22 protein-coding genes are annotated in these 23,288 nt (G+C 69.6%); 11 read left to right on the top strand and 11 right to left on the bottom strand.

Annotation, left to right across the window (positions count from 1 at the left end):
* Positions 1-78: 78 nt before the first annotated feature.
* Positions 79-4,014: a glycosyl hydrolase gene (locus OG194_RS02230; RefSeq protein WP_327399092.1), complete on the top strand. Its 3,936-nt coding sequence runs from the start codon at positions 79-81 to the stop codon at positions 4,012-4,014.
* Here the strand turns inward: OG194_RS02230 and OG194_RS02225 are convergent.
* Positions 3,997-5,022 carry a LacI family DNA-binding transcriptional regulator gene (locus tag OG194_RS02225; protein WP_327399091.1) on the bottom strand — a complete coding sequence of 342 codons (1,026 nt, stop codon included), beginning with the start codon at positions 5,020-5,022 and terminating at the stop codon, positions 3,997-3,999. The two genes, OG194_RS02230 and OG194_RS02225, sit on opposite strands and share 18 nt — an antisense overlap.
* A gap of 157 nt (positions 5,023-5,179) precedes the next feature.
* Here OG194_RS02225 and OG194_RS02220 point away from each other — a divergent pair, with 157 nt between their 5' ends.
* Positions 5,180-5,866 (top strand): TetR/AcrR family transcriptional regulator, encoded by a 687-nt coding sequence (locus OG194_RS02220; RefSeq protein WP_327399090.1) that lies wholly within the window; start codon positions 5,180-5,182, stop codon positions 5,864-5,866.
* Positions 5,867-5,902: 36 nt separating this feature from the next.
* On the opposite strand, the gene OG194_RS02215 is transcribed toward OG194_RS02220, so the two are convergent.
* From OG194_RS02215 to OG194_RS02205, 3 genes are all read right to left on the bottom strand, one after another.
* Positions 5,903-7,702, bottom strand: a complete 1,800-nt coding sequence (locus OG194_RS02215) for a CocE/NonD family hydrolase (RefSeq protein ID WP_327399089.1) — start codon at positions 7,700-7,702, stop codon at positions 5,903-5,905.
* A 46-nt stretch (positions 7,703-7,748) separates the two neighbouring features.
* Positions 7,749-8,480 (bottom strand): acetate uptake transporter, encoded by a 732-nt coding sequence (locus tag OG194_RS02210; RefSeq protein WP_327399088.1) that lies wholly within the window; start codon positions 8,478-8,480, stop codon positions 7,749-7,751.
* Between the two features lie 456 nt (positions 8,481-8,936).
* A complete protein-coding gene (locus OG194_RS02205; RefSeq protein WP_327399087.1) occupies positions 8,937-9,182 on the bottom strand; it encodes a hypothetical protein in 246 nt (81 codons plus the stop codon).
* Between the two features lie 327 nt (positions 9,183-9,509).
* Between OG194_RS02205 and OG194_RS02200 the strand changes: the two genes are divergently transcribed.
* Entirely contained in the window at positions 9,510-10,751 is a 1,242-nt protein-coding gene (locus OG194_RS02200; RefSeq protein ID WP_327399086.1) for a hypothetical protein, read from the top strand.
* A gap of 108 nt (positions 10,752-10,859) precedes the next feature.
* Here the strand turns inward: OG194_RS02200 and OG194_RS02195 are convergent, their stop codons facing one another.
* Positions 10,860-12,341, bottom strand: a complete 1,482-nt coding sequence (locus tag OG194_RS02195; RefSeq protein ID WP_327399085.1) for an MDR family MFS transporter — start codon at positions 12,339-12,341, stop codon at positions 10,860-10,862.
* Positions 12,342-12,410: 69 nt separating this feature from the next.
* On the opposite strand from OG194_RS02195, the gene OG194_RS02190 reads away from it, so the two are divergent.
* Positions 12,411-13,064, top strand: coding sequence for a TetR/AcrR family transcriptional regulator (locus OG194_RS02190; RefSeq protein WP_327399084.1), 654 nt, complete (start codon positions 12,411-12,413; stop codon positions 13,062-13,064).
* A 57-nt stretch (positions 13,065-13,121) separates the two neighbouring features.
* On the opposite strand, the gene OG194_RS02185 is transcribed toward OG194_RS02190, so the two are convergent.
* Complete coding sequence (locus OG194_RS02185; protein ID WP_327399083.1) at positions 13,122-13,745, bottom strand: PadR family transcriptional regulator; 624 nt, start codon at positions 13,743-13,745, stop codon at positions 13,122-13,124.
* Positions 13,746-14,018: 273 nt separating this feature from the next.
* On the opposite strand from OG194_RS02185, the gene OG194_RS02180 reads away from it, so the two are divergent.
* From OG194_RS02180 to OG194_RS02170, 3 genes are all read left to right on the top strand, one after another.
* Complete coding sequence (locus OG194_RS02180; RefSeq protein WP_327399082.1) at positions 14,019-14,576, top strand: hypothetical protein; 558 nt, start codon at positions 14,019-14,021, stop codon at positions 14,574-14,576.
* 23 nt (positions 14,577-14,599) lie between these two features.
* Positions 14,600-15,967: a carotenoid oxygenase family protein gene (locus OG194_RS02175; protein WP_327399081.1), complete on the top strand. Its 1,368-nt coding sequence runs from the start codon at positions 14,600-14,602 to the stop codon at positions 15,965-15,967.
* Positions 15,968-16,092: 125 nt separating this feature from the next.
* Positions 16,093-16,788 carry an RNA polymerase sigma factor gene (locus OG194_RS02170; RefSeq protein WP_327399080.1) on the top strand — a complete coding sequence of 232 codons (696 nt, stop codon included), beginning with the start codon at positions 16,093-16,095 and terminating at the stop codon, positions 16,786-16,788.
* Here OG194_RS02170 and OG194_RS02165 read toward each other — a convergent pair.
* From OG194_RS02165 to OG194_RS02155, 3 genes are all read right to left on the bottom strand, one after another.
* Entirely contained in the window at positions 16,757-17,695 is a 939-nt protein-coding gene (locus OG194_RS02165; protein WP_327399079.1) for an SDR family oxidoreductase, read from the bottom strand. The two genes, OG194_RS02170 and OG194_RS02165, sit on opposite strands and share 32 nt — an antisense overlap.
* Positions 17,696-17,949: 254 nt before the next feature.
* Entirely contained in the window at positions 17,950-18,804 is an 855-nt protein-coding gene (locus tag OG194_RS02160) for a chitosanase (protein ID WP_327399078.1), read from the bottom strand.
* 61 nt (positions 18,805-18,865) lie between these two features.
* Positions 18,866-19,231, bottom strand: a complete 366-nt coding sequence (locus OG194_RS02155; RefSeq protein WP_327399077.1) for an MmyB family transcriptional regulator — start codon at positions 19,229-19,231, stop codon at positions 18,866-18,868.
* 113 nt (positions 19,232-19,344) lie between these two features.
* On the opposite strand from OG194_RS02155, the gene OG194_RS02150 reads away from it, so the two are divergent.
* On the top strand, positions 19,345-19,548 hold the full coding sequence (locus tag OG194_RS02150; protein WP_327399076.1) for a hypothetical protein: 204 nt from the start codon (positions 19,345-19,347) through the stop codon (positions 19,546-19,548).
* 88 nt (positions 19,549-19,636) lie between these two features.
* Positions 19,637-20,071, top strand: coding sequence for an NUDIX hydrolase (locus OG194_RS02145; protein ID WP_327399075.1), 435 nt, complete (start codon positions 19,637-19,639; stop codon positions 20,069-20,071).
* A 14-nt stretch (positions 20,072-20,085) separates the two neighbouring features.
* Here the strand turns inward: OG194_RS02145 and OG194_RS02140 are convergent, their stop codons facing one another.
* Both OG194_RS02140 and OG194_RS02135 read right to left on the bottom strand, forming a co-directional pair.
* Positions 20,086-20,676, bottom strand: a complete 591-nt coding sequence (locus OG194_RS02140; RefSeq protein WP_327399074.1) for an ester cyclase — start codon at positions 20,674-20,676, stop codon at positions 20,086-20,088.
* A 46-nt stretch (positions 20,677-20,722) separates the two neighbouring features.
* Entirely contained in the window at positions 20,723-21,787 is a 1,065-nt protein-coding gene (locus tag OG194_RS02135; RefSeq protein ID WP_327399073.1) for a medium chain dehydrogenase/reductase family protein, read from the bottom strand.
* Positions 21,788-21,937: 150 nt separating this feature from the next.
* Here OG194_RS02135 and OG194_RS02130 point away from each other — a divergent pair, with 150 nt between their 5' ends.
* Entirely contained in the window at positions 21,938-22,585 is a 648-nt protein-coding gene (locus tag OG194_RS02130) for a TetR/AcrR family transcriptional regulator (RefSeq protein WP_327399072.1), read from the top strand.
* A gap of 149 nt (positions 22,586-22,734) precedes the next feature.
* A complete protein-coding gene (locus tag OG194_RS02125) occupies positions 22,735-23,241 on the top strand; it encodes a hypothetical protein (protein WP_327399071.1) in 507 nt (168 codons plus the stop codon).
* Positions 23,242-23,288: the final 47 nt, after the last annotated feature.

Below are 23,288 nucleotides of genomic sequence, written 5' to 3'. Positions count from 1 at the left end.
GTGGTGGACAACAGAGCCGACGTAAAACGTTTTTTGATCCGTGAGGGTGACCGAGCCGCACCCGGAAGGACCAACACCGTGATCTCACCCGCGTTGCAGCAGCTTTTCGACGCCCCGCCCCGGGACTTCGGCCCCACCCCGCTGTGGTGGTGGTCCGGCGCCAAGGTCACCCGCGAGCAACTCGCCTGGCAGCTGCGCCGGTTCGCGGACGGCGGCGTCCACAACCTCGTCGTCATCAACCTGGCCCCGGCCGGCCCGGCCTTCGGCGCCCGGACCGACGACCCGCCGTGGTTCGGCGAGGAGTGGTGGGACCGCTTCACCGACACCTGCCGGATCGCCCGGGACATCGGCACCCGCCTGTGGTTCTACGACCAGATCGGCTTCTCCGGCGCCAACGTCCAGGGCGCGATCACCCGCCGCAATCCGGAAGCCACCGGCCGCGCCCTGCGCTCCCGAACGGCCACCGTCACCGGCGGCACGATCGCACTGCGCGGAGCCGAAACCCTCGTCGCCGCCTACGACTTGGAGGGCCGCCGCCTACCCGTAGCCCCCGGCATCCAAGCCGCCGAAGGGGCGGACGTACGCCTCGTCGTCGCCGTCCCCACCGCCTTCGACTACCTGGACCCGCACGCCGTGAGCCTGCTCCTGGACGCCGTCCACCACGAGTACGACCGGCGCGTCCCCGAGTACCTGGGCAACGTGATCGCGGGCAGCTTCCAGGACGAGCTGCCCGGCACGAACTCCTGGAGCCACCGCTTCCCCGACGAGTTCCGAGCCCGTCGTGGCTACGACCTCCTCGACCATCTCCCCGCCCTGTTCGGACCGGTGAGCGCCCGCGCGGCGAAGATCCGCGCCGACTACTACGCGGTCCGCGCCGAACTCACCGAGGAGGCCCTCTTCAAGCCCCTCGCCGCCTGGCACGACGAGCGCGGGATGCTTGTCGGCGCTGACCAGAGCCACCCCGCGCGGGCGGGTTTCCCGGCCCAGTCGACGCAGATCTACACCGACTACTTCCGCACCCACCGCTGGTACGGCGCCGCCGGCAGCGACCACCACGGCGACTCCAAGGTCCACTCCTCCATGGCCCACCTCTACGGCCACGAGCGCGTCTGGATCGAGGCGTTCCACTCCTCCGGCTGGGGCGGCACCCTGGCGGACACCTACGACTGGCTCCTGCCGTTCCTGCGCAGCGGCGCCAACTTGTACAACCCGCACGCCAGTTACTTCGGCACGGCAGGCGGCTGGTTCGAATGGGCGCCGCCGTCCACCGACTGGCGCCAGCCCTACTGGCAGCAGTACCCGGCGTTCTCCCGTGCCGTCGCCCGGATCTGCTCGATCATGTCCTGGGGCACCTACAGCGCCGACGTCGCGGTTCTGCACCCCACCGCCACCATGCAGTCCCTCATCCCGCTGGACGTCCCCGTCCAGCACTTCGGCGACGGCCGCCTCGGCGACGACCACGCCGACGTCGACGCGACACAGCGCGACTACCTGGACCTGTGCGGCACGAACAACTGGCTTGCCCCGCATGTCGGTTCACTCGACCGCCACCGCATCGCCTTCGACATCATCGACGACGCCTCCGTGCAGCGCGCCACGGCAGCCGAAGGAGGCCTGCACGTCACGGACTTGGCGTACCGCGCGGTGCTGCTGCCCTCGGCGAGCGTCCTGGAGGAGGAGACGGCACGCCGACTCACCCAACTCCTCGACGCGGGCGGCCGGGTGGTCGTCGTAGGCCGTCCACCCGCGACGGCGGCCGGGCAGGCCGGTCACGACTCCGTCGTGGCGGCACTGCTGAAGCATCCGCGCCTGGAGCGAGCGAGTGACGCCGAGGCCGGAGCGGCGGCGGTGGCCGACACCGCCGGTCACGCGACCGGCGAGGTGCCACTGCTGGTCAGGAGAAAGGGAGTTGAGGCGGTCGCCCTGGTGACCGGCACCTTCCCCGACGCCCGCACGCTGCCCGGAGACGCCGATCACGAGGCGGATCCAACGCGTTACGCCCACCACTCGACCGTCACCGTGCACGCCACGGTCACCGAGGCCGAGATCTGGAACCCGGCGACCGGCACCCGCCACCCGGCCCAAGTCACCGTCTCCGAGGGCCGATCGACCATCGAGGTGCCCTTGGAGGGCGCCCCTGCCGTCCTCGTCGTATGGCGGGAGGGCACCCCGCAGACAGTCCGGACGCCCGCACCAACACCCTTGCCAGAGCAGATGATCGACCTCTCGCACGGCTGGGAGGGCAGCCTGGTCTCCACGATGGACAACACCTGGGGCGACCTGGCGCTCCCTGCGGGCGCCTCCGTCGCCGAACCTCAAATCTGGACGATGAGCTGGACCGAGACCGACGGCGCCGACGCGAGCTGGGAGCGGACACGGGCGACCTACGGCAATCGGGTCAGCGTCCTCCCTCCGGTTCCGTCCGCGCAGGCCCCCGATCCGCTGGACGCGACCTCCGTCGAACAGGTCCTCGCCGGTGAACTACCCCTCTTTTCCTCGGACTTGGGATGGCGCTGCTCGCTGTACTCGTCGAGCCGAGGAATCCCGGACCCGGACGGCCTGCTCGGCAACAAGGGCCTGGTGGCAGAGGAGTTCGTACGCGTTCCCGTCCCCGGGCCCGGAATGGTCGCCCGGGTGCGCGCGATCGTGGAGACAGACCACCGCGGACCCGCCGAGCTGCACATCGGCGCCGCGGCCACCAAGCGTGTGTGGTGGAACGGCGAGCGCCTGGACACCGGCACCGGGTATCTCACCACCGCCCGCGTGGAGTTGGGCCGGACCCGTAACGTCCTCGAATACGAGCTGGGGGACGCCGAGGACAGGCCGCTGCTGATCTCCGGCACGGCGGGTACACCGTTGGGCAGCTACTTCTGTCTGACCCGCCCGGACGGGTTCGGTTCGCGACCGCAGTTCATGTGTCTGCCCGAGGACGTACGACCGTCCGGCGGCGTGACCTATCGAGGGCGGCTGCACGGTCCTGGCCAGGCGGTACTTGTGGTCGGTGCCGCAGTGGGCGTGACCGTGCTGCTCGACGGGGAGGTCGTCGCGCGTCAGGAGAAGGTGGAGTACTACGAGTCCGACTGGGGCGCGGTGCCGATGTTCTTCCGGCACCAACTCACCCTCGGGGACGGCGAACACGTGCTGGAGGTGGTGGCCGACGCCGTCCATCCGCGCGAGGCGGTGTTCGTCGACTGCGTGTCTCGCGCGGAGTCGGCCGTGAACTCCCTGGTGAGCGGCGTTGGTTGGGAGGCCGAGACGGGGGAGTGGCGCGGCCGCACCGTCGAACACGAGGGCCGGTGGGGAGAGTTGCAGCACTGCTACGCGGCCGTACGACCGCACCCGTTGCCGGACACCGAGTGGCTCACCGGCGCACCGGTGCTCGGCACCGCCGTACTGCCGTTGCGGTCCACGGACGCTGTCCGCGAACGCGCCCAGCGTTTCCGCTTCACCGTGCCGCCGGGCACCGAATCGCTGGAACTGCCGCTGGAGTTGCCCGCGAGGGTACGGGTCGGCGATGGTGCAGAGACGCGGCTCGACGGCCAGTATCTGACACTGGATCAGCCGCTACCGGAACCGACGGAGGTCGAAGTCGTCACCGCACCCACGGCCGTACTGCGGGGTGGCTCCGCCTGGCGGGGACCGGTGCGCGTCCGGACTCTGGCAGCGCAACTACCGCTGGGCGACTGGCAGTTGCTGGGGCTGGGCGGCTGGAGCGGTGGTGTGACGTACTCGCGGGAAGTGGAGGTTCCTGCTGGGCCGGACCCCGTGCTGGACCTCGGGCGGGTGCGCGGCAGCGTGTCGGTTGACGTGGACGGGGAGTGTGCCGGCGAGGGGTTCTGTCCTCCGTACCGCTTCCGACTCCCGGGTACCGCAGGGCGATCGGTGCGTCTGGAGGTGACCGTGAACAACACCCTGGCCCCCTATCTCGCCGAAGCCACCCCCACCGCCTGGGCCTTCCCCTCCCAGCTCTCGTCGGGGCTGCTGGGACCGGTGACGCTACGGATTCGGGGCTGACAGAGGCCGAGTGGAGTCCCGTAGGACGAGGTCGGGCGCGAACACCCTTGTCTCGTGGGCGTGTTCGGCGCGGGCCTCCACCTCGTCGAGCAGCATCCCCACGGCCGCTCTGCCGAGTTCCTCGACGGGTTGCCGGACCGTCGTCAGGGTCGTACCGACGAAGCTCGCGATGTCGAGGTCGCCGTAGCCGACCACCTGAATCTCCTCGGGTATTCGTACGCCCCGTTCGCCGAGTCCTCGGCACAGTCCGGCGGCGAGGAAGTCGTTGGTGCAGAAGACGCCGTCGGGCAGGTCGTCGAGAGTGCGGGCGATCTCCAGGCCGTAGGCCACCGTCATCTCGTCGGCGACGACCTGACGGACCCGTGCCTCGCGGCGGGTGCGTACGGCCTGGCGGGCGCCCTGGTAGCGGTCGGCGCACTGCACGATGCCGCGCTCGCCGTTCACGACGAGGATGTCGCGCGCCCCGCAGTCCAGGAGGTGCTGCACGGCGACCCGGCCGCCGGCGATGTCGTCGACGGAGACGGAACAGCCGTCCTGGGCCGACAGCGCGCGGTCCGCGAGGACCAGCGGGATGCCGCGTTCGCGCAGCCGGGTGAGGCGGGTGGGATCGGCGCCGAGCGGGACCACCACCGCGCCCACGGCCCGCTGCTCGATCAGCATCGTGAAGTAGCCCTGCTCCCGCTCGGGGGCGTCGCCGCTGTCGCAGAGCACGAGCGAATAGCCGTGGTCGTAGGCCGCGTCGGCGGCACCGCGTGCGATGCGCGAGTAGAAGGAGTTGGCGACGTCGGGCAGGACCAGGCCGATCGAGGACGAGTGGCCGGTGCGCAGTCCTGCGGCTCCGGGATGGGGCACGTAGTCGAGGGCGGCGACCGCGTCGCGGACCCGTTCGGCGGTGCGGGCGTTGACGCGCTCGGGCCGGTTCAGGACGTTCGACACCGTGGAGACCGAGACTCCTGCGGCGGCCGCGACATCCTGAATGCGGGCGGGGCGAACCTGAACGGCGTCCACCCCCTCGCTGTGACAGCCGTGCGACCAGGCACGACGCGGTTCTCATGGGCGGCGTCAGTGTACCCCGATGGTTGTTGCAACGTTTTCCGCCGGGTGCCTTCGAGAGAGGGGTGCGGTGGCCGAACCGGCCTGTGATCACCAGGGTTAACATGAGGTTATGGCTGAGGGTTCCGGGGTTGATGCCCCGATGGAGGGCGACCGCCCGCTGAGGCGCGACGCCGCCCTCAACCGGGAGAAGATTCTGCTTGCCGCGCGGGAGGTCTTCGGCCGGCACGGGCTGAAGGTCACGCTCGACGACGTGGCCCGGCACGCGGGGGTCGGGGTCGGGACCGTGTATCGGCGATTCCCGGACAAAGAGACCCTTGTGCGGGCCCTGTTCGAGCAGGATCTCGGGATCCGGCAGGCGTCCGCGGAGCGGGCCCTCACTCATCCCGATGCCTGGGAGGGGTTCGTCGACTTCCTCCTGGAGATGTCGGCCGACCTCGCCGAGAACCGAGGCCTCCAGGAAGTGATCATGCTGGGGAGCCACAGTTCCGAGCCGATCGAGACAGTGCGGGGCGGCATGCTCCCTTTCCTGGAGGCCCTGATCAGCCGGGCGCAGGAGAGTGGGGATCTGCGTGCCGAGATCACTCCTTCCGACATCCCCGTGGTCGTTCAAATGCTGAGTGCCGCCAGTCAGTTCACCCAGGGCAAGCGGCCCGAGATCTGGCGCCGGTATTTCGAGATCGTTCTCAATGGCATCAGGCAGCGTCCCGACAACCCTCCACTGACGACACCGAGCTTGAGCAACGAGATGGTGGAGCAGGTGATGGGCCTGGTCAGGCCCGCCTCGTCACAGGAGTAGCGGGTCTGCCGTACAGGCAGACCCGCTGTCCGTGTGTCAGGAGGACGGACCCCAGTCGGTGTCGCTGGGCGTGGCCGAACTCGGCGTCGTCAGAGGCAGGTTGACGAAGGACGCCGCCTGCGGTGAGCGCTCGACGGTGTAGCTGCCGTCGGCCAGGTCCGCCAGTTCCTGCGGGGTCGGGGCGACGGGGAAGTGGAAGTCGGCCGGAGGTTGGCTGTTGATGCTGATCTGGATCCGGTAACCGGCCGGGATCCTGGTGAAGTTGGACAGCAGGGAGATGTCGTAGCGGGTGGTCCGGCCGGGTGTCACCGGGCGCTGTGACGCCTGGGTGGAGGGGTGGCTGGGTTTGATCAGAGTGCCGTTGTCGCCGTACCAGCTCTCCTGGGTGTCCAGGGCGCGTTGGCTGCCCAGCAGGATTCCGTCGGCCTGCTTGGTGACCGTGCCGTCCGGCGCGACGATGCTCAGCTTGGCCGACAGTTCGGTCTCCGGTGTCGTCGACTTGGCGTAGAGGGTGACGTCGGTCGGGCCGTTGAGCAGAGCCGCCTTGGTGAGCGGGGCGGTGGTGTACGTCAGGGTGTCGGCCGCGGTCGCCGCACTCCAGGACAGTGTGTCGCTGCCCTCGTCCGTCGGTTTGCCGGGGGTGAGGGAGCCGTTGCCGAGGTAGTAGGTGCGGGCGTCGGAGGACAGGGGCCAGGCGGCGCTGTCGACCCAGGTGTTGGCGCCGTTCTCGAACAGGTGCAAGGGAGTCGAGGTGTTCGCCATACCGGTGGGCGCGTTCTTGAGCCAGGTGTCGAACCACTCCAGGCGGATGCCCTGGAGCGTCGCCTCGTTGACGTGCTCGCCGTGGGTCCAGGGCCCGACGATCGCCTGGTACCGCCCGGTGACGGGTTCGCCCGACGCGATCGGATCGGTCAACGGCCGGTGGTAGTAGGCGTTTTGGGCGGACACGTAGGCGCCGAGGTTGCCGCCGGGGAAGAGGTCGTTCCAGCCGGCCTCGGTCAGCGCCGGAATGCCGTTGCCCACGATCTTCGGCACGAGCTTCTTCTGGACGTTCAGGGACTGCCAGTAGGCATCGTTGTACGAGCGTGAACCGCCCGAGGCCTGCTGGGCGATGGTCACCGACTGCGGGTCGGTGGCGGGGTCGTCCTCCGGGCCGCGCGGCTCGGCCTGGGCGATGCCGGCCATGAAGGAGGTGGTGATACCGCCGTTGGCGTTGAGGTCGTTGTAGAAGTCCGAGTCGGTGCAGAACGGTGTGATGGCCTTCAGCGCGGAGTTCTTGCCCACGGCCGCCGCCGTGAACCACTGGTCGATCCCGAGGTAGGAGCAACCGTCGAGCCCCACCTTGCCGTTGGACCCCGACAGCGAGTGGGCCGCCCAGTCGACGAGGTCGGCCCCGTCCTTGCCCTGCCGGTCCCCGAACCAGTCGAGCTGCCCGCCGGAGTCACCGGTGCCGCGCACCGCGGAGGCCACGTAGATGTAGCCGCGCTGCACGAAGTAGGTGCCGCTGTCGGTGGGGTCGGAGCGCTGGGCGCCGTAGGGATTCTGGGTCAGGAGCACGGGGAACGGGCCCGACGCGCGAGCGCCGGTGCTCGGGTCGGTCGGATAGACGACCTCGACGGCGATCGTCACGCCGTCGTCCATGGTTACGCTGGTGTGGACGGGTGCGCTTGCCGTGTAACTCGCCGCGGGCGGCGTCCAGTTGGTGGCGTGCGCGGGGAGAGCGGTGGCTGTCGTCTGGCCTGCGGCCACGAGGAGGAGCACCGCGGAGGCACTGCTCAGTACGGTGACTCTGTGGGGCAGCTTGATCCGGTGGTCTGTTGCCTTGGGCGTTTTCATGCGGCTCCTTGAGACGGGTGGGGGGTTCGTCGTCATGCCGTCCGGGTCAGGCCGTCTGCGCGACGGCCTGACGGTCGCGGTTCAGGGCGAAGAGCGGGAGCACGGCACGCCCGCGGATGTCGTTGGTCAGCTCCGCCAGGACCAGATAGAAGGCGACGGCGGCCAGCACGATCTCGACGTAACCGGCTGTCTTCAGCACCGAATCGCTCGGCACCCCCGCGCTCGAAGCGCCCAGATAGGCGGTCACCAGCAGCACGATCGTCAGCGTCAGCAGGGCGAACGCGCTCACGATCACGCCGTTCGTGCCCAGACTCGCGATGCCGAAGACCAGCGTGACGACCAGCCAGCCGATGAGGAAGAGCCCCAGCGACTGCATCACCGCGTGTCCGCCCGCGGCAGCCGAAGCCTCCGCCGACGCCCCGCCCGCCTTCGCCGCGGCCGCCGCCGCTCCCGCGATGTGGGGTGCCGCCCAGAACTCGATGACGGTGTAGCCGAGCCAGAACGCCCCGTACGCCGTCAGGAACGCGGCCGCGAACGTCGCGCCGGACGCCAACGCGAAGAAGCCCGCGACGAGTTGGACGATCCCGCCGTAGAAGAAGGTCCCCGCCAGGATGATCGTGCCGTCGGCGGCGTCGATGATGCCGGCGGTGTGCAGGCCGAGGATGAGCGAGCACAACGCGAATCCGGCCGCCCCCACGGCTGTCGCGTGACCGATGTGTGAGGCGGTGACTGTCGGGACCGGCGGGCTCTGGGCATCGTGAAGCGACACTTCGGTCATGGTGATCAACCCTTCTGGAATGTCGACAGCGGGGGCGCTCGGCCCGGGCCGTCAACCGAATGGTCGGTAGTTTGGGAATGCCTGGTTGGGGCTGTCAAGGGATCGAACCGAAGTGGAAAACGCCCCCGACGGCGTCTCGGCGACGACTGTCGACGGGTCGAACGCGGCGCGGGGGTGGCTTCAGGGGTGCCCTCGCGGAGCGCGGATCTCGGACATCGTCCCTGGTGGGGAGGGGTTCCTGGGGGCCGGCCCGGAGTGGCCGGGCGGGCGGCTGGTGATCGTCCGGGAGAGGTGAGTCGTGGGGCTTCCCGGGCCGAAAAAAGTGGAGATATATTCTCCGAAACGGCAGTGGGGAGCCGTCGTCGAAGTCGAGGATCTCCTCGACAGGGGTGGAGAACAGTTGCGGGTATGTCTGGTGCGCGCCGGGGAACGTCAGCTTGTCGCGGGCGTCGTCGGTCAGGCCCTGCGGTTCCAGGGCTTCGCCGAGGGCGTGGCAGAGGACGGTGGGCGCGGCCCGGGGGCGGCGACGCCGTTGAATGCGGCGCGTTGCGTGACGCCGACGATCCGGGCGCCCTCGCGCTGTGCCGACAATGCCTTGGCCCGGATCGCCTCGTTCATCTCGTCCAGGAGGGCCTGCTTGTTGTTGAACGCGCGGTAGATGGCGGGCAGTTGGAGCTTGGTCGCGTCCGCAAGCCGGCGCATGGTCAGCGTTTTCAGCCTGTGCGGGTGAGGAGGCGGGGCCGGTCGTGCCGTTCGGAGTGGAGGCCGTCGGCTCACCGTCGTCTGATCGGCGCGGAGGGCCCCTTCGTACGTCCTTGGCCTCGACGAAGGAGAGGCTGAATCTGCTGCGGAGATCGGCCAGTTGGCCACCGGTACGCAGTTCGGGCCGCGGCTTGACGACCGTGACGTCTGTGCCGCACTTGGCGAGCCAGAGCGCTGGCGCGGGTCCGGCGATGGTCGGGTGGGCACCCCAATCACCCTGGGTATAAAGGATTGTGACGTGATGTCACCTTTGCGCGGGGGTAAGGGATGGAACAGCTCAAGGCCTTGGAGCCACAGCGGATCGCGGCTGTCTTCCGGCCGTCCGCACCTGTCGGCATCCGGTGGGCGATGCGCCTGCTGCGCAGGGTGCCGCGGTCGCGCAGAGGCGCGGCTCGCCTGCTGGTCCGCCTGCTGTACTCGCCGCTGACGGCCAAGACCAAGATTCTGCTGATCAGCCTGGCCTCCTCCATCACACTGCTGGGACTGGCCGAGGCAGGCGGCGTGCTGGCGTCGTCGGCCGGCGCAGATGAACGGTGGGCCCTGGGCTATCTGTTCTCCGACAACGCCGAGCCGAGCGGCGTGACCCTGTTCCTGCTCCAGGACCCGGCGGGCCTGATCGTGCTGGCGGTCGTCTTCGTAACCCCCATCTTCTGCTGCCAACAGGTGCAGGCCATCGCCGACTTCGTGCAGATGAACGAGCGCAACGGAGGTGCGGAGAGACTGTCCGCCGAACAGATCGACCGGCTCAATCGGCTGGTCGACCGGACCAACGAGTGGTTCGACGCGCTCGGCCGCCGGGCTGTCTCCGCGGCCATCATGGCGGCCATGGCGATCGGCACGACCTCGCTGTACGCCTTCGTCAACACGCATGGCCTCATGCAGACGTGGAACCCGACCAGGCTCTCCGACGCGATCTGGCGCTCCGAGGTCTACACCGGCTGGTGGGCCAACCGGCACACCCACCCCGAGCTGGCCCTGGCCTTGTGCGCGGCGGGCACGTACGCCTTCTACTTCCTGGCCAAGCAACTGGTCATGGGCGTCGTCTTCACCGTGTACCTGTACCGGTCCGAAGCGATCGGCTTCGGGGTGACCCCGAACATGAAATTCGACAGCGACGGGTTCCAAGGACTACGCCCCCTGCGCCAGTTCATGCTCTGGACCTACGGCTCCGCCCTGGCCCACCTGATCGGCCTGCTGGTCCTCTTCATGGTCTGGTTGCCGGCGGCGTCATGGATGGTCTTCATCGTGCTGGGGGTGATGGTGGTGGACATGCTGGTGATCGTCTACCCGTCCTCGATCGGCTACCACTCCGCGCTGGCCGTCAAGCAGGCCCACGTCAAATTGCTGTACCAGACCCTTTCCGGTGAGGAGTGCGGCGCGGCGATAGCGCAGGTCTGGGCCGGTCCGGTGCTTCCGGTCACGACCCGCAAGGCCATGACCGGAATCGTCGCCTACCTGTTGGTCCCCGCGGTGCCTGCCCTGATTCCGGTGCTGTTCCAGCGGCTCTGACGCCAGGGGGAAGAAGCCGCTCGGCGACCTCGGCCGCGACAACTCCGAGGCCCGCACCGCGTTAGTGAAATCGACGTGCGGTGCCGGCCCGGGCCGGGAGTGGCCCGTCTACTGTGCCGGGTCCGTGGCCTCTGCCGCAGGCTCGGGCCGGTCGTTCTTCCCCGACGGGACCGACGGCTCCTCCGGCTCCGACGGAACGAAGAACGCGAGGACCAACGGCACCGCACCCAGGCCGAAGATCCACCAGAACGTGCCTGAGAACGCCGCGAGTTGGTCGGCCGCCGTGGTCGCGCCGTCGAGCAGGCTCTGCAGGATCATGGCGACGACCGCGACGCCGAAGGGCGCGCCCACGCGTTGGACGACGCTGAACGCCGCGCTCCCTCGGGGAGTCTCGGCGTGGCTCAGGCCCGCGAGGGCGAGGGCCATCACCGGGAACGTGGTGGCGGCGAAGCCGAGCCCCTGGGCGAACTGTGCGGCGAGCAGCACCGCCGTACCCCCGTGTGCGTCCGCGAGGGCGAAGGGCACGGTCCCGATCATGGTGAGCGCCGCACCGCCGGTGATGACGAACCGGCTGTCGAACCGTGCCGCGACCGGGCGCACGGCCACGACGAAGAACATCGTGCCGAGCCCCTGCGTGATGAGCAGCACGCCCGTGTGCAGGACCGTCTCGCCGCGCACCTGCTGGTAGAAGAGGGGGAGCAGGAACGACAGGGCGTACGTCGAGAATCCGCCCGCGAACGTGATGACGCTTCCCAGGCCGAAGCCGCGTCGCGCGAACATGCGCACGTCGACGAGGGCGGGACGGCGGGCGCGCAGCGAGTGGACGGTGAAGGCGGCGAGCAGCGCGGCGCCGATGGCGAGCGGGAGCCAGGCGGTGACGGCGGCGAAGCCGTCCTCGCCGGATATCCGGCTGATGCCGTAGGCGACGGCGACGACGGCGGGCGTGAGCAGCAGGAAGCCGGGGAGGTCGAGTCGGTGGCCGCGCTCACCGGCGGTCGCGGGCAGCAGGATCCGGCCGAGAGCGAGCGCGGCGAGGCAGACCGGCACGTTCACGAGGAACAGCCAGTGCCAGCTCAGCGACTGGATGATGGCGCCGCCGAGCACCGATCCGAGGATCGGCCCGAGCAGACCGGGAAGCGCGACGGCGGCCGTGGCCCGGTGGATGCGGTCCGGGCCGGCCGCCCGCGTCACGATGGAGAGCGTGATCGGCATGACCATGCCTCCGCCGATTCCCTGGAGCACCCGAAAGGCGATGAGCGCGGGCAGCGAACCCGCCAGCCCGCACAGGAGTGAGCCGCTGAGAAAGGCGCCCACGGCGAACATCCAGGCGTTGCGCGCGCCGAACCGTTCGGACAGCCACCCGCTCACCGGGATCACCGACACGAAGGCCAGCAGATAGCCCGTCGCGACCCATTGCGTCCGGGCGACCGAGCTGTGGAACACCGCCTGGAGATGGTCGAGGGCGATGTTGACGATCGTCGTGTCCAGAAGGGTCGTGAACACGCCGAGGGCGAGGACGAGGCTGATGAGGTTCAGCCGGCGATCGGGCACCGGTGTCGTGGCCTGCGAGGCCGTCACTGTCGGGGTCATGGCGCGGACACTACACCGTGCAGTGTAGTAGGTACACCGGCCGGTGTAGGGTTTGCCCCGGAGGTGCTGATGAGCGTGGTGGGCACGGAGAAGACGGTGCGCGAGGGGTCCCTGGAGAAGCGGACGGCGATCCTCACCGCCGCGCGCGAACTGTTCGTGCACCAGGGCGTGGACCGCGTCAGCATGGACGCCATCGCCGCCCGGGCGGCCGTCTCCAAGCGCACCGTGTACGACTACTTCGGCGACAAGCGGCGCCTCTTCGTGGCCATCCTCACCGACGTGTCCCAGTCCATGACGGACACGGTGCGGCGCGCGCTCGACGAGCACCTTCCGGAGGATGCGCGGATCACGACGGTGCCCCAACTGGAGCAGTCACTCGCGGAGTTGGCGATCGACCTCGGCACGTCGATCGTGGGCTCGGCCGACTACGCCGCCGGGTTCGCCCTCGTCGCCCAGGAACGCCTGCGGACTCCCACGACCCGGGACGACATCGCGACGGGGGCGGTGGAGGAGGTCTTCGCGGAACGACTGGCCGCCTTCGCCGACGCCGGACTCCTGGACACGGACGACCCACGGCTGGCCGCCGACCACTTCTTCGCCCTGACCGTCCTGCTGGCCTACGACCGTCAACCGGTGCCGGCCAACCCCGACCCGGAACGGGTCCGCCAGACCATGGTCGACGGGGTCCACGCATTCATCCGGGCGTACGCCGTGCGCGAGTAGTGAGCGAGGGCGTGAACAACAGGCGTCCCTGAGTCACCGAGAAAGCCCTGCGGTGCCTCAACGCCCCGAGCGCGCCTGGTCGTTGGCGTCGCCGGCGCTCCATGTGTCCGCGTCCGCCGCGGCCGTCCCCTCGGTGGGGCCCGCGATGTCGGGACCCTTGGTGTGTGCCGTGCGCAGCTGCTCCGCCGCCCAGTGGGCCCACTCCTGCTCCAACACCCGCTGCCGGATGCCGTGTTCGAGGACGAGCCGGCCGCACACGGTGAGCATGTCCTTGTCCCACTCCTCGGTGTCCCGGAGGGCGACCAGGGTGTCGTGCTCCTTGGCCGAGGCCTCCGCGTGGTCGAGGAGTCGCTGGACCGCTTCCTCCCGCGGCAGGAGTCCGAGGAAGAAGGTCTGGAGGAGCATCGGGTTGCGCAACGGCCTGCTCTCCCGGTTCTCGGTCAGCCAGCGCACCGTCTCCGCGTGCCCGTCGGGCGTGAGCGAGTACTGCTTGCGCCCCCGGGGCCCCTCCTCCGTGACCTTGATCAGACCCGTCGCGTCCAGCTTGGTCAGCTCGCCGTAGATCTGGCTCTGCTTGGCGGGCCAGACGTAACCGAGCGAGGTGTCGAACATCTTCAGCAGGTCGTAGCCGCTGCCGGGGCGGAAGACGAGGAGGCCCAGGAGGGCGTTGCGGAGGCTCATGCGGACCAGCCTAACGCCTGTCACTCCAATAGTGACAGGTCGAAAACTACCCATGCGGATTCTGTGCCTCCGGGAAGGGGGTCGCGTGGAGGTCAGGTGCGGGCGTAGAGGTTTGCGCAGGTAGAGCCCGTGTGGGCCCGAAGGGGTGCTGGTGCGGCGGACTTTCGTTCAATATTCCATTCTTGACATGTTGATTGCGGAGCATCTAGCTTCCACCTGTCAAAGTTGGAACATCGAGTTGTGAGGAAGTAAAACGTGGGCATCATGGCGTATATGCGTGGGTTCTACCCATGGATCGCGGCAGGCTTCGTCTCCGCCGTGGACTGGCGCTGGGGTGCGGTGGCCGGTGTCGTCGTCGGGGTCCTGCTGCTTCTCCAGGACCGGCGCAGGGGCGTGGCGATGGACGCGCTGGTGCTGGAGATCAGCACCATCATCTACTTCGTCATCATCGGGGCGATCGCCTTCAGTTCACCCGACTCGTCCATCCAGCACCACAGCGACGTCATCTCGTTCGTCTGGCTCGCCGGGACGGCCTGGGGCAGCATGGCGCTCCGCAGCCCGTTCACGCTCGGGATCGCTCGTCGGCAGGCGCCCGAGGAGTACTGGGACACCCCGGGTTTCCTCGCCGTCAACAACCACATCACCGCCGCCTGGGGATCCGGGTTCACGTTCATCGCCGTCGTCCTGGCCATCAGCAGCGCGACCGACGCCCCCGTCTGGGTCGGCATCGTCGCCCACGTCGTCGGCCTGGTCGCCCCCGCGGTCTTCACCTCGATCTATCCCAAGCGTGTCCAGGCGCGCCTCGAAGCCATGCAAGCGGCGCAAGCCTGACCAGCCAACCCAAGGACTTCCCCATGAGTACGGACAAGACCCCACCGCCTCCGCACCTGGCCGGCAACTTCGCCCCGGTCCCCGACGAGATCACCGTCACCGAACTCGCGGTCACCGGAGCCATACCGCCGGAACTCACCGGCTGGTACCTGCGCAACGGCCCCAACCCGCACGAGGCCACCTCGGCCCACTGGTTCACCGGCGACGGGATGGTGCACGGCGTCCGCCTCGACGCCGGCAAGGCCACCTCGTACCGCAACCGCTGGGTCCGCACCCCCACCCTCGAAACGGGCGCCCAGGTCTACGGCCGCGACGGCGAGATGAACCTCGCAGCGGGCGTCGCCAACACCCACGTCATCCGGCACGCGGGCCGCACCCTCGCCCTCGTCGAGACGTCCTTCCCGCAGGAGTTGAGCTGCGAGGCGGGCCGCGAACTCGACACCGTCGGCCCCTACGACTTCGACGGCCGCCTGCGCACCCCGATGACCGCCCACCCCAAGACCTGCCCGGTCACAGGGGAGTTGCACTTCTACGGGTACGGCGGTCTGTCGGCGCCCTACCTCACCTATCACCGTGCCGACGCCGACGGCGAGTTGACCGTCAGCCGTCCTATCGACGTGCCGGCGCACACGATGATGCACGACTTCTACCTCACCCGGAACCACGTCGTCTTCATGGACCTGCCCGCCGTGTTCAGCATCGAGCGGGCCATGGATCCGGACGGCGGTATGCCGTACGTCTGGTCCGACACCTATGGAGCCAGGCTCGGCGTACTGCGCAGGGACGACCCGTACGGCGACATCCGCTGGTTTGACATCGACCCCTGCTATGTCTTCCACACCCTCAACTCCTATGAGGAGAACGAGGGTCGGAGTCTCGTCCTGCTCGGCATGCGGTACCCGTCCCTGCGGGACGGCGTCACCGTGGCGACGGCGGCGCACCTGTGGCGGTGGACCATCGATCTCACCACCGGCGCGATCAGCGAGGAGCAACTGGACGACCATCCGGGGGAGTTCCCCCGCATCGACGACCGACTCGCGGGCCTGCCCGCCGACTTCGGCCACGCCACCGCGGCACCCGTTCCGGAACTCCCGCAGTACGACCCGAACGAGTCACGTGCCGCGATCCACCGGTACGACCTCCGCAAGTCGAGCGTCGCCAGCCACTACTTCGCTCCCGGACGCTTCCCGGGCGAGGCGGCCTTCGCTCCCGCCGACGATCAACCGGGCGGTCCCGGCTGGCTCATGACCTACGTCTACGACGCCTCGACCGACCGCAGCGACCTGGTCGTCCTCGACGCCGACAACCTCACCCAGGAGCCGGTGGCCACCATCCACCTGCCTCGCCGGGTACCCGCCGGATTCCATGGCAGTTGGCTGGCGGACGCCTGACACACCGCACCCTGCCGAAGCCGTGAACGGTGAGCCGTCCTCCGGGCCCGAACGCCCGGGTTCGGAGGACGGCTCTCGTCAGGGTGCCCCGAACAGTCGTGACCAGGTGCCGAGAGGGACTCATGATGGGGGACGCCGAGGGGGTGGCACGCACGGAGGACGCGCAGCTGACGCGTGCGGCCCAGGCAGGTGAAGTCGCCGCGCTGGGGCTGCTGTTGGAGCGACACCGGGCGGGGATGCGCGCCGTGGCGGTGAGCATCCTGGGGCCGGGCGCGGACGCCGACGACGTGATGCAGGATGCGGCGCTGACGGCGCTGCTGCGGATCGGGGACGTACGTGATCCGGAGGCGGTGGGCGCCTGGCTGCGGGCGATCGTGCGCAATACCTGTCGAGTGGTGTTGCGGGAGGCGGTCGTGGTCCGGCCGGTGGGCGAACTGCCCCTGCGATCAACGCACATGGGCCCGGAGCAGTGGCTGGAGCGGAACGCGCTGCGCGACTGGGTCTGGCAGGCCCTGGAGGAACTCTCCCCGGCGCTGCGCATGCCGTTGGTCCTGCGGTACTTCGCCACCGGGGGCACCTCGTACGAGCGGATCGCCGAGGTCTGCGGGATTCCGGTCGGCACCGTGCGCAGCAGGCTGAGCCAGGGCAGGGCCAAGCTGGCGGCGGCCCTCGCCGACACGGCGGACGCTCCGCACGGCGATGCCGGACAACGCGTCCACCGCAGCCGAGTCGAGGCCCACGAGCTGCTGGCCGCCGCAGGACACAGGGGACTTCGGCCGGGCTCTCGCCTCACTCCGGACCGGATCGGTGTCCCGCGCTGAACTCCCCGAAATAATGGCCCTGTTCGATGTCCGGGACCAGCGCGGGGTGTGTCGGGTTCCACCCCGTGCGCTGCCGCGTCAGGGCGCTCGACGCCGGGTTGTCGAGCGCGGCCAGTGGGGCGAGGAAACCGGCGAAGTGCCCGCCCGCCTCCTCGGGAGTGAGACTCACGGTGGGGACTCCCAGCTGACGGCCGATGGCCCGCGCGATGTCCCCGAACGGCACCCCTTCTTCGGCGACCGCGTGGAGGGGCGTGCCGGCCGGGGCGGATTCCAGGGCCAGTCGGTACAGCGTCGCCGCGTCACGTCGGTGGACCGCCGGCCACCGGTTCGACCCGTCGCCGACGAAGGCGGAGACACCCGTCGTACGAGCGACGTCGATGAGCGTCGAGATGAACCCGCGCGTGTCCCCCGGGCCGTGCACGGTCGGGGCCAGCCGTACCGAGGACGACCGCACTCCGCGCTCGCCCGCCGCCAGGACGGACAGCTCCACCTGGAGCCGCAGGGCCGTGACGGGGTTGGCGACGGCGGGGGTCTCTTCGGTGAGCAGGTCGCCCGGTGTGCGGCCGATGACCCCCGAAGTGACCACGAAGGGCTTGCCCGTGCCCGCCAGCTTCGTGCCGATCGCCTCGACCGCGTTCAGCTCGGCCTTCGCGCGGGCGGCCGGGTCGGTGGTCTCGGAGATGTGCTGGTTCGCGGCGTAGACGACACCGTCGGCCGCCGCGGCTCCGGCGCGCAGGCTGTCGGCGTCGTCGATGTCGCCGCGGTGCACGTCGACGCCGGAGCGCGTCAACGTGCCGGCGGCCCGCTCCGAACGGGCGAGGCCGAGGACCTGGTGTCCTGCGCCGAGAAGTTCACGGACGACGGCGGAGCCGATGTAACCGGTCGCGCCCGCAACGAAAACACGCACAGTGGAGATCCCCCAGGTCGGTTCGGGTCGCCCCGGCGGCCGATGACGACGGGCTCACGGACCACGCTAGGAAGGGCTCGCACGGGTGTCCAAGTCCTGTGTCGCATGGGGCGATGCGCGGCGGGCATGACCTCAGGTGGGTGCGTGACGGTGGCCGGGTCGGAGGGAGACGGCAGCGGCGCCGGGACCCGTACCCGCGAGTCCTGGCGCCGCACTGTCCGCCGAGTCGCCTCCCGACCGGGCGGCAGGACCGGTCAGTTGATGGTGTAGCTGTCTCCGTAGACCTTCCAGTTCAGCGGCGTGTTGAGGTCGAAGTTGCCGTTGCGGAGGAAGACGCGCTGTTCGGTGTCGACGCGGGTGGTGTCGCTGTGGGCCTCCTCCTGCTGCATGGCCCACACACGGGCGTCGAGGAACGCGTTGAGGTACGTCGTCTCGTTGCCGCCCTGGGCCGGCGGCTTGGCCGAACGCAGGGCGCGGGCGCGGATGTTGCGGAAGCTGGTGGGGTCGTCGCCGTCGCCGTGCATGACGATGGCGTCGTAGTACGTGAACTGGCCCAGCACGCGCAGCCCGTCGGTCTTTCCCTGGCTGACGGCGGGGTTGAAGTACACGCGGTCGCGTTCGTCGTTCTGCGCCTGCTGGAACACCGTGTCCTGGGCCGCCGTGCGCCAGTCCTTGGGGAAGTTCGGGTCCAGTCCGGAGTGCGAATCGGTGCCGTTGACGTTGCGGAGCGCGGGGAGGTACTTGGCGAGGACGTTGCCGGGCTTGCGGGTCGCGTAGAGCTGGACCAGGTCGAGCATGTCGCCGGTGCCGGAGCAGAAGCCGATGATGCCGGCGGTGTAGCCGCGGCCGTCGCCTATGTCCTCGATGTACTTGTACTGCGCCTTCCAGTCGAGCGAGGAGTTCTCCGCGCTCGACACCAGCTTCATGGCGATCTCCTTCTTCGCCGGGTCGTCGAGGCCGATCGCCGCGGCGGACGAGGGGGCTGCCGAGGCCTGCGGAGCGCGCAGCAGAGGTGCTGCCGCGAGCGACACGCCGATGAGCGCGAGGAGCGACCGACGCGAGGGGCTCGTCGGCTCGGAGATCGCAGAATCGTGGAACGGGTGGACCACGGGGACTCCAAAGGGTGGTGGGGGGTGGGGAGTTGGTCGTACCGCCGAACTGATAGGAAAGTTAACTATCAGAGGTTCGGCGCCGAGGACACCCACCCGGAGCCAAGTTCGTAGCTATGAACGAGAGTCGCGTGTCTGTGCGAGGGTGATGCTTGACGGTTTGCCCGTGCTTGTCGCGTCGGCCATCTCGGCGACGCTCCGCGGCCGCCACGGTCGCCTGAGCGAGAAGGCGCAGCGCCGCCTCCGACGCCGTACCGGAGTCGGCGGTCGCGACGACGATGCGCCGGTCCTCCTCCTGCGGGACGTCCAGCGTGTGGAGGTTGAGCCGCATCCGGCCGACGAGCGGATGGCACATGCGGTACGTGGCGAGGTCCCACTTCCGGACCCGGTGCTCGGACCACATCGACGCGAACTCCTGGCTCTTCATGGCCTGTTCACCGGTCAGCGCGGCCAGCCGGGGATCGTCCGGCTGCTGCCCTCGTACAGGTCCCGGGTGTGCGCGTCCAGGGACACCAGCCGGGCCGTGTTGGGGGCGTCCAAATGGGCGCCTCCACCGTCCGGTCGAAGGTCAGCCTGCTCACCCTGGACGCCGGCGGGTTCACCCTCGCCGTGTCGCTCACCGCGCACCTGCCCGGCCTGGAGCAGTCCACCGCCGACCAGTTGGTGAAGTCGACGCACGAGGTGTGCCCGTACTCCAATGCCACCCGCGGCAACATCGAGGTGATCCTCAAGGCCACGGTGTAGTACGGGACTTCACGCCTCGCGCTCCGTGCGAGCGCGGGGCTTGCCGACTTCGGGGGCCAACTCCCGGTCCGCCCACTACCGTTGAGTCATGAGGGTTCGTCACAAGGCGCGTGTCGTACTGCTCGACGACGGTCATCTGGTGTTCCTGAAGCGCGGCTGGCCCGGCGGTGATCCGTACTGCACGACTGTCGGCGGGAGCGTGGAGCCCGAGGACGCGGACCTCGACGCGGCACTGCGGCGCGAGGCGATGGAGGAGATCGGGGCCACGATCGGACCCGCCACCGAGTTCCTGACCCTGACCGAGCCGCGCGGGACGAGCACCGTCGTCCAGCACTACTTCCTCGCCGACCTGCTGCACATGGACCTGGACCGCCGGCACGGTCCCGAACTCGACGACCCCGACACCGGCGACTTCGAACCGGTCCGGGTCGCGCTGAGCCGTCCGGCCGTGGCGGCCGTCAACCTCCAGCCGGTCGAGCTGGCCGACTATGTGCTCGCGCATGTCGAGGCCTGGGGTGCCTGACAGCTGCCCGGGTGTCACAACGCTTTGAGCTGGGTGAGGAGTTGGAGGGTGTCGGTGTTGACCCAGTACTCCACGAACCTGCCGTCCCGCATCCGGAGTGTGTCGGTGCCGGTGAACGTGACCACGGTCCCGGGCTCGGCCTCGGCGCCGGGGAAGCCGCCGGCGTAGGTCCCGGTCGCCGTCCACCGTATGGACGCGTAGTGGCCGTCGATCAGCGGGGCGACCTGCTCGGTGAAGCGTAGATCCGGGAACGCCGCGCGTGTCTGCTTGATCCACGCGACCAGTCCGTCGACTCCCCGGATCGAGCTGCCGTCACCCCCGTCGAGAAGCGCGGCGTGGACCCGGAAGACGGGGGAGATGATGCCCGGTGCCCGCTTGTAGTCGCCGTTCCAGAGCCGGAGCCAGTCGTCGAGCATCGCCTTCGGCCGCTGCGCGCCCTCGTGGTGGCTCCGGACGGTCGTGATCGCCGTCGGCGAGGGGGATTTCGGTGACGCGTCCGAGGCGGTGGCGGTCATGGCCGTGCAGACCAGGGCGGCGAGCGCCGCCGGGACGAGCAGTCGGGCACGGTGACGTCGGGGTGCGCGGGCGGGCGGAACGGTGGTCACGGCAGGTCCTTCCGGGCTGGGCGGGGGAGAGAGGGGGACGGGTACGTCACGGCGTCAGGACGACCTTGCCGGCGACCGTGCCGGACTCGGCCAGGCGCAGGGCGTCCGAGACGCGGGCGAGCGGGAGTTGGGCCGCGATCTGCGCGTTGACCTCACCGCGCTTGAGGGCCGCGAACACCTGGGTCAGGTCGGCACTCAGCTGGGCGCGGAACTTGTTCTTGCTCAGGGCGCGGCCGGCCCAGACGTTGAAGAAGTAGGCGTGGCGGCCGTTCGGCAGCGCGTTCCACACCCAGACCCGGCCCAGGATCTTGAGTACGGGCAGCTGCTTGGAGCCCTCGTCGTCACGGGTGGAGGCGCTGCCGTAGGAGACGAGCGTGCCGCCGGGGGCGAGGAGGTGCCAGGACCGGACGACGCTGGGGCCGCCGACGTGGTCGAAGACGGCGTCCACACCGCGCGGGGAGAGCTCGCGGACGCGGGCCGCCAGGTCCGGGGTGCGGTAGTCGATGGGCTCGACACCCTGCTCGCGCAGCGCGTCGTGGTGGCGCGGGGACGCCGTGCCGATCACGTTCACCCCCGCGGCCTGGGCGAGTTGGACCAGGACGGTGCCGACGCCGCCGTTCGCGCCGTGCACCAGGATCGTCTGGCCGGCGCGGACGCGGGCCTTGCGGTGCAGCATCTGCCAGGCGGTGATGCCGTTGACGACCACGGTCTCGGCCTCGGCCGCGCCGATTCCCTCGGGCACCGGCACCACGTCGGCCGCGTCGACCAGCACATGGCTGGCCCAGCCGCCGACCTTGACCAGGGCGGCCACCCGGATGCCGGCCAGGCCGGGGTCGACGCCCGCGCCGGTGCTCTGGACGGTGCCGACCAGGTCGTAGCCGGGGACGAACGGGAACGGAGGCTGGTCGTAGTACTTGCCGCGGCGCATCTGCTGCTCGGCGAAGGAGACCCCGGTCGCCTCCATCCGGACCACGACCTGGCCGGGACCCGCGACGGGAACGGCCCCGTGCCGGACCTCCAGGCCCTCCGGCTCCACCTTGCCCGGCAGGACGACCTCGACGAGTGCGTCGGTGGTGTTGTCCAAGTGGTTCGTGTTGTCCGTGCTGTTCATGGTGACCTCCACTGCGATCCGTATGGGCTAGTGGCTCTCGTGTTCGTTATAAGTTGTAACTCACGCGAGAGGGGGTCGTCAATAGCGATCGTGATAGCTTCTAACTGAAGCGTGAACATGTAGTCGAGTGGGAGCGGAAGGCGGCCGGTCATGGCGGAAACGGGCACGAAGACCCCACGCGAGCGCTATCGCGACCAGGTGCGCGCGGAGGTCAAGGAACACGCGCGGGAGCAGATCGCCACGGCGGGCGCCTCCGCGCTCTCCCTCAACGCGATCGCCAAGCGGATGGGTATGAGCGGGCCCGCCCTCTACCGGTACTTCGCCAGCCGCGACGACCTGATCACCGAACTCATCCGGGACGCCTACCGCAGCCTCGCCGACACCTGCCGCGCGGCCGCAGCCTCCGGCGCCGACCTGCCGGGCCTCGCCCACGCCCTGCGCGGCTGGGCCCTGGACGACCCCCAGCGCTACTTCCTCATCTACGGCACACCCGTCCCCGGCTATCACGCGCCCGAGGACATCACCGGCATCGCGGCCGAGATCATGGCGACCCTGCTGGACGCGAGCACGGAACTGCCCGCCGACGGTCCCGAGACACCGTTCGAGGTCGACCTGAGAGCCCACCGGCACTGGGCGGGCGAGCACCCCGCCCCACCCGCGGCCCTCCACCGCGCCCTGACCTTCTGGACCCGTCTGCACGGCGTCCTGTCCCTGGAACTCGCGGGCCACTTCACGGGCATGGGGTTCGATCCGGAGCTGTTCTTCGACTCGGAACTGGCCGCCCTGACGGCGCCGTAGGCGCAGTGAGGTGCGACGGCCGTGGTCCCCGTACGCTTCCGCGTCTCCGGTTGGCCGGGCGCCGGTGGGGTATTTCCGCCGTGCGACGGTGAAGGCGGGTCGAAGACGGACTGATGTCCATTCCGGTTGGCGGGGGCGCGATGTCGAGGATGAACCAGGAGACACGGGTCGCGGCGGTGTGTGCCGCCGAGGAGGCCGGGCTCGGCGAGCTGAAGGCCGTCTACGGCCGTTCCCGGTTCGGCGCGTGGGTCCTCGCGGTGTCGGGCTGCGGTTTCGTGGCCTTCCTGATGCCCGTCGTCGTGATCGACACCGTCGACGACGGTGTGTCCGGCAAGACGTATGCGGGGGCCGTCATCTGCCTGGTGGTGCTCGTCGGTATGTTGCTCGCCGCCCGCGTCGTGTGGCGGAATTCCGAGGGCGGCATCGTCCACTTCGAGGGCGGCGTGGTCGAGACATACGGCGCGGGCAGCGAGAGGGTCTGTGCCTGGCGCGATGTCACCGAGGTCCGGCGAGTGTCCAGGAACCCGATCTTTCCCACCACGTACGCCATCACCGCCGGGGGACGCCGACTCACGGTGGGCCGCGACGAGTTCTCCCGCTGCCGACCCCTCCTCAAGGACATCGCGAAGCTGCCGGTCCGCGCATCGAGCGACTGAACGTCATTCGTGTCGTATCCACGCCATCGTTCACCGCATCCGGCCCA

This window comes from Streptomyces sp. NBC_01288 (genome assembly GCF_035982055.1).
Classification (GTDB): domain Bacteria; phylum Actinomycetota; class Actinomycetes; order Streptomycetales; family Streptomycetaceae; genus Streptomyces.
This window is presented reverse-complemented; position numbering and strand designations above follow the sequence as displayed.

Coding starts and splice junctions, on each gene's coding strand:
- OG194_RS02200 (WP_327399086.1), top strand. CDS start 9,510: ATGGAACAGCTCAAGGCCTTGGAGCCACAGCGGATCGCGGCTGTCTTC.
- OG194_RS02180 (WP_327399082.1), top strand. CDS start 14,019: ATGCGTGGGTTCTACCCATGGATCGCGGCAGGCTTCGTCTCCGCCGTG.
- OG194_RS02195 (WP_327399085.1), bottom strand. CDS start 12,341: ATGACCCCGACAGTGACGGCCTCGCAGGCCACGACACCGGTGCCCGAT.
- OG194_RS02150 (WP_327399076.1), top strand. CDS start 19,345: ATGGGCGCCTCCACCGTCCGGTCGAAGGTCAGCCTGCTCACCCTGGAC.
- OG194_RS02175 (WP_327399081.1), top strand. CDS start 14,600: ATGAGTACGGACAAGACCCCACCGCCTCCGCACCTGGCCGGCAACTTC.
- OG194_RS02145 (WP_327399075.1), top strand. CDS start 19,637: ATGAGGGTTCGTCACAAGGCGCGTGTCGTACTGCTCGACGACGGTCAT.
- OG194_RS02155 (WP_327399077.1), bottom strand. CDS start 19,231: ATGAAGAGCCAGGAGTTCGCGTCGATGTGGTCCGAGCACCGGGTCCGG.
- OG194_RS02170 (WP_327399080.1), top strand. CDS start 16,093: ATGGGGGACGCCGAGGGGGTGGCACGCACGGAGGACGCGCAGCTGACG.
- OG194_RS02135 (WP_327399073.1), bottom strand. CDS start 21,787: ATGAACAGCACGGACAACACGAACCACTTGGACAACACCACCGACGCA.
- OG194_RS02220 (WP_327399090.1), top strand. CDS start 5,180: ATGGCTGAGGGTTCCGGGGTTGATGCCCCGATGGAGGGCGACCGCCCG.
- OG194_RS02215 (WP_327399089.1), bottom strand. CDS start 7,702: ATGAAAACGCCCAAGGCAACAGACCACCGGATCAAGCTGCCCCACAGA.
- OG194_RS02130 (WP_327399072.1), top strand. CDS start 21,938: ATGGCGGAAACGGGCACGAAGACCCCACGCGAGCGCTATCGCGACCAG.
- OG194_RS02210 (WP_327399088.1), bottom strand. CDS start 8,480: ATGACCGAAGTGTCGCTTCACGATGCCCAGAGCCCGCCGGTCCCGACA.
- OG194_RS02190 (WP_327399084.1), top strand. CDS start 12,411: ATGAGCGTGGTGGGCACGGAGAAGACGGTGCGCGAGGGGTCCCTGGAG.
- OG194_RS02125 (WP_327399071.1), top strand. CDS start 22,735: ATGAACCAGGAGACACGGGTCGCGGCGGTGTGTGCCGCCGAGGAGGCC.
- OG194_RS02205 (WP_327399087.1), bottom strand. CDS start 9,182: ATGCGCCGGCTTGCGGACGCGACCAAGCTCCAACTGCCCGCCATCTAC.
- OG194_RS02185 (WP_327399083.1), bottom strand. CDS start 13,745: ATGAGCCTCCGCAACGCCCTCCTGGGCCTCCTCGTCTTCCGCCCCGGC.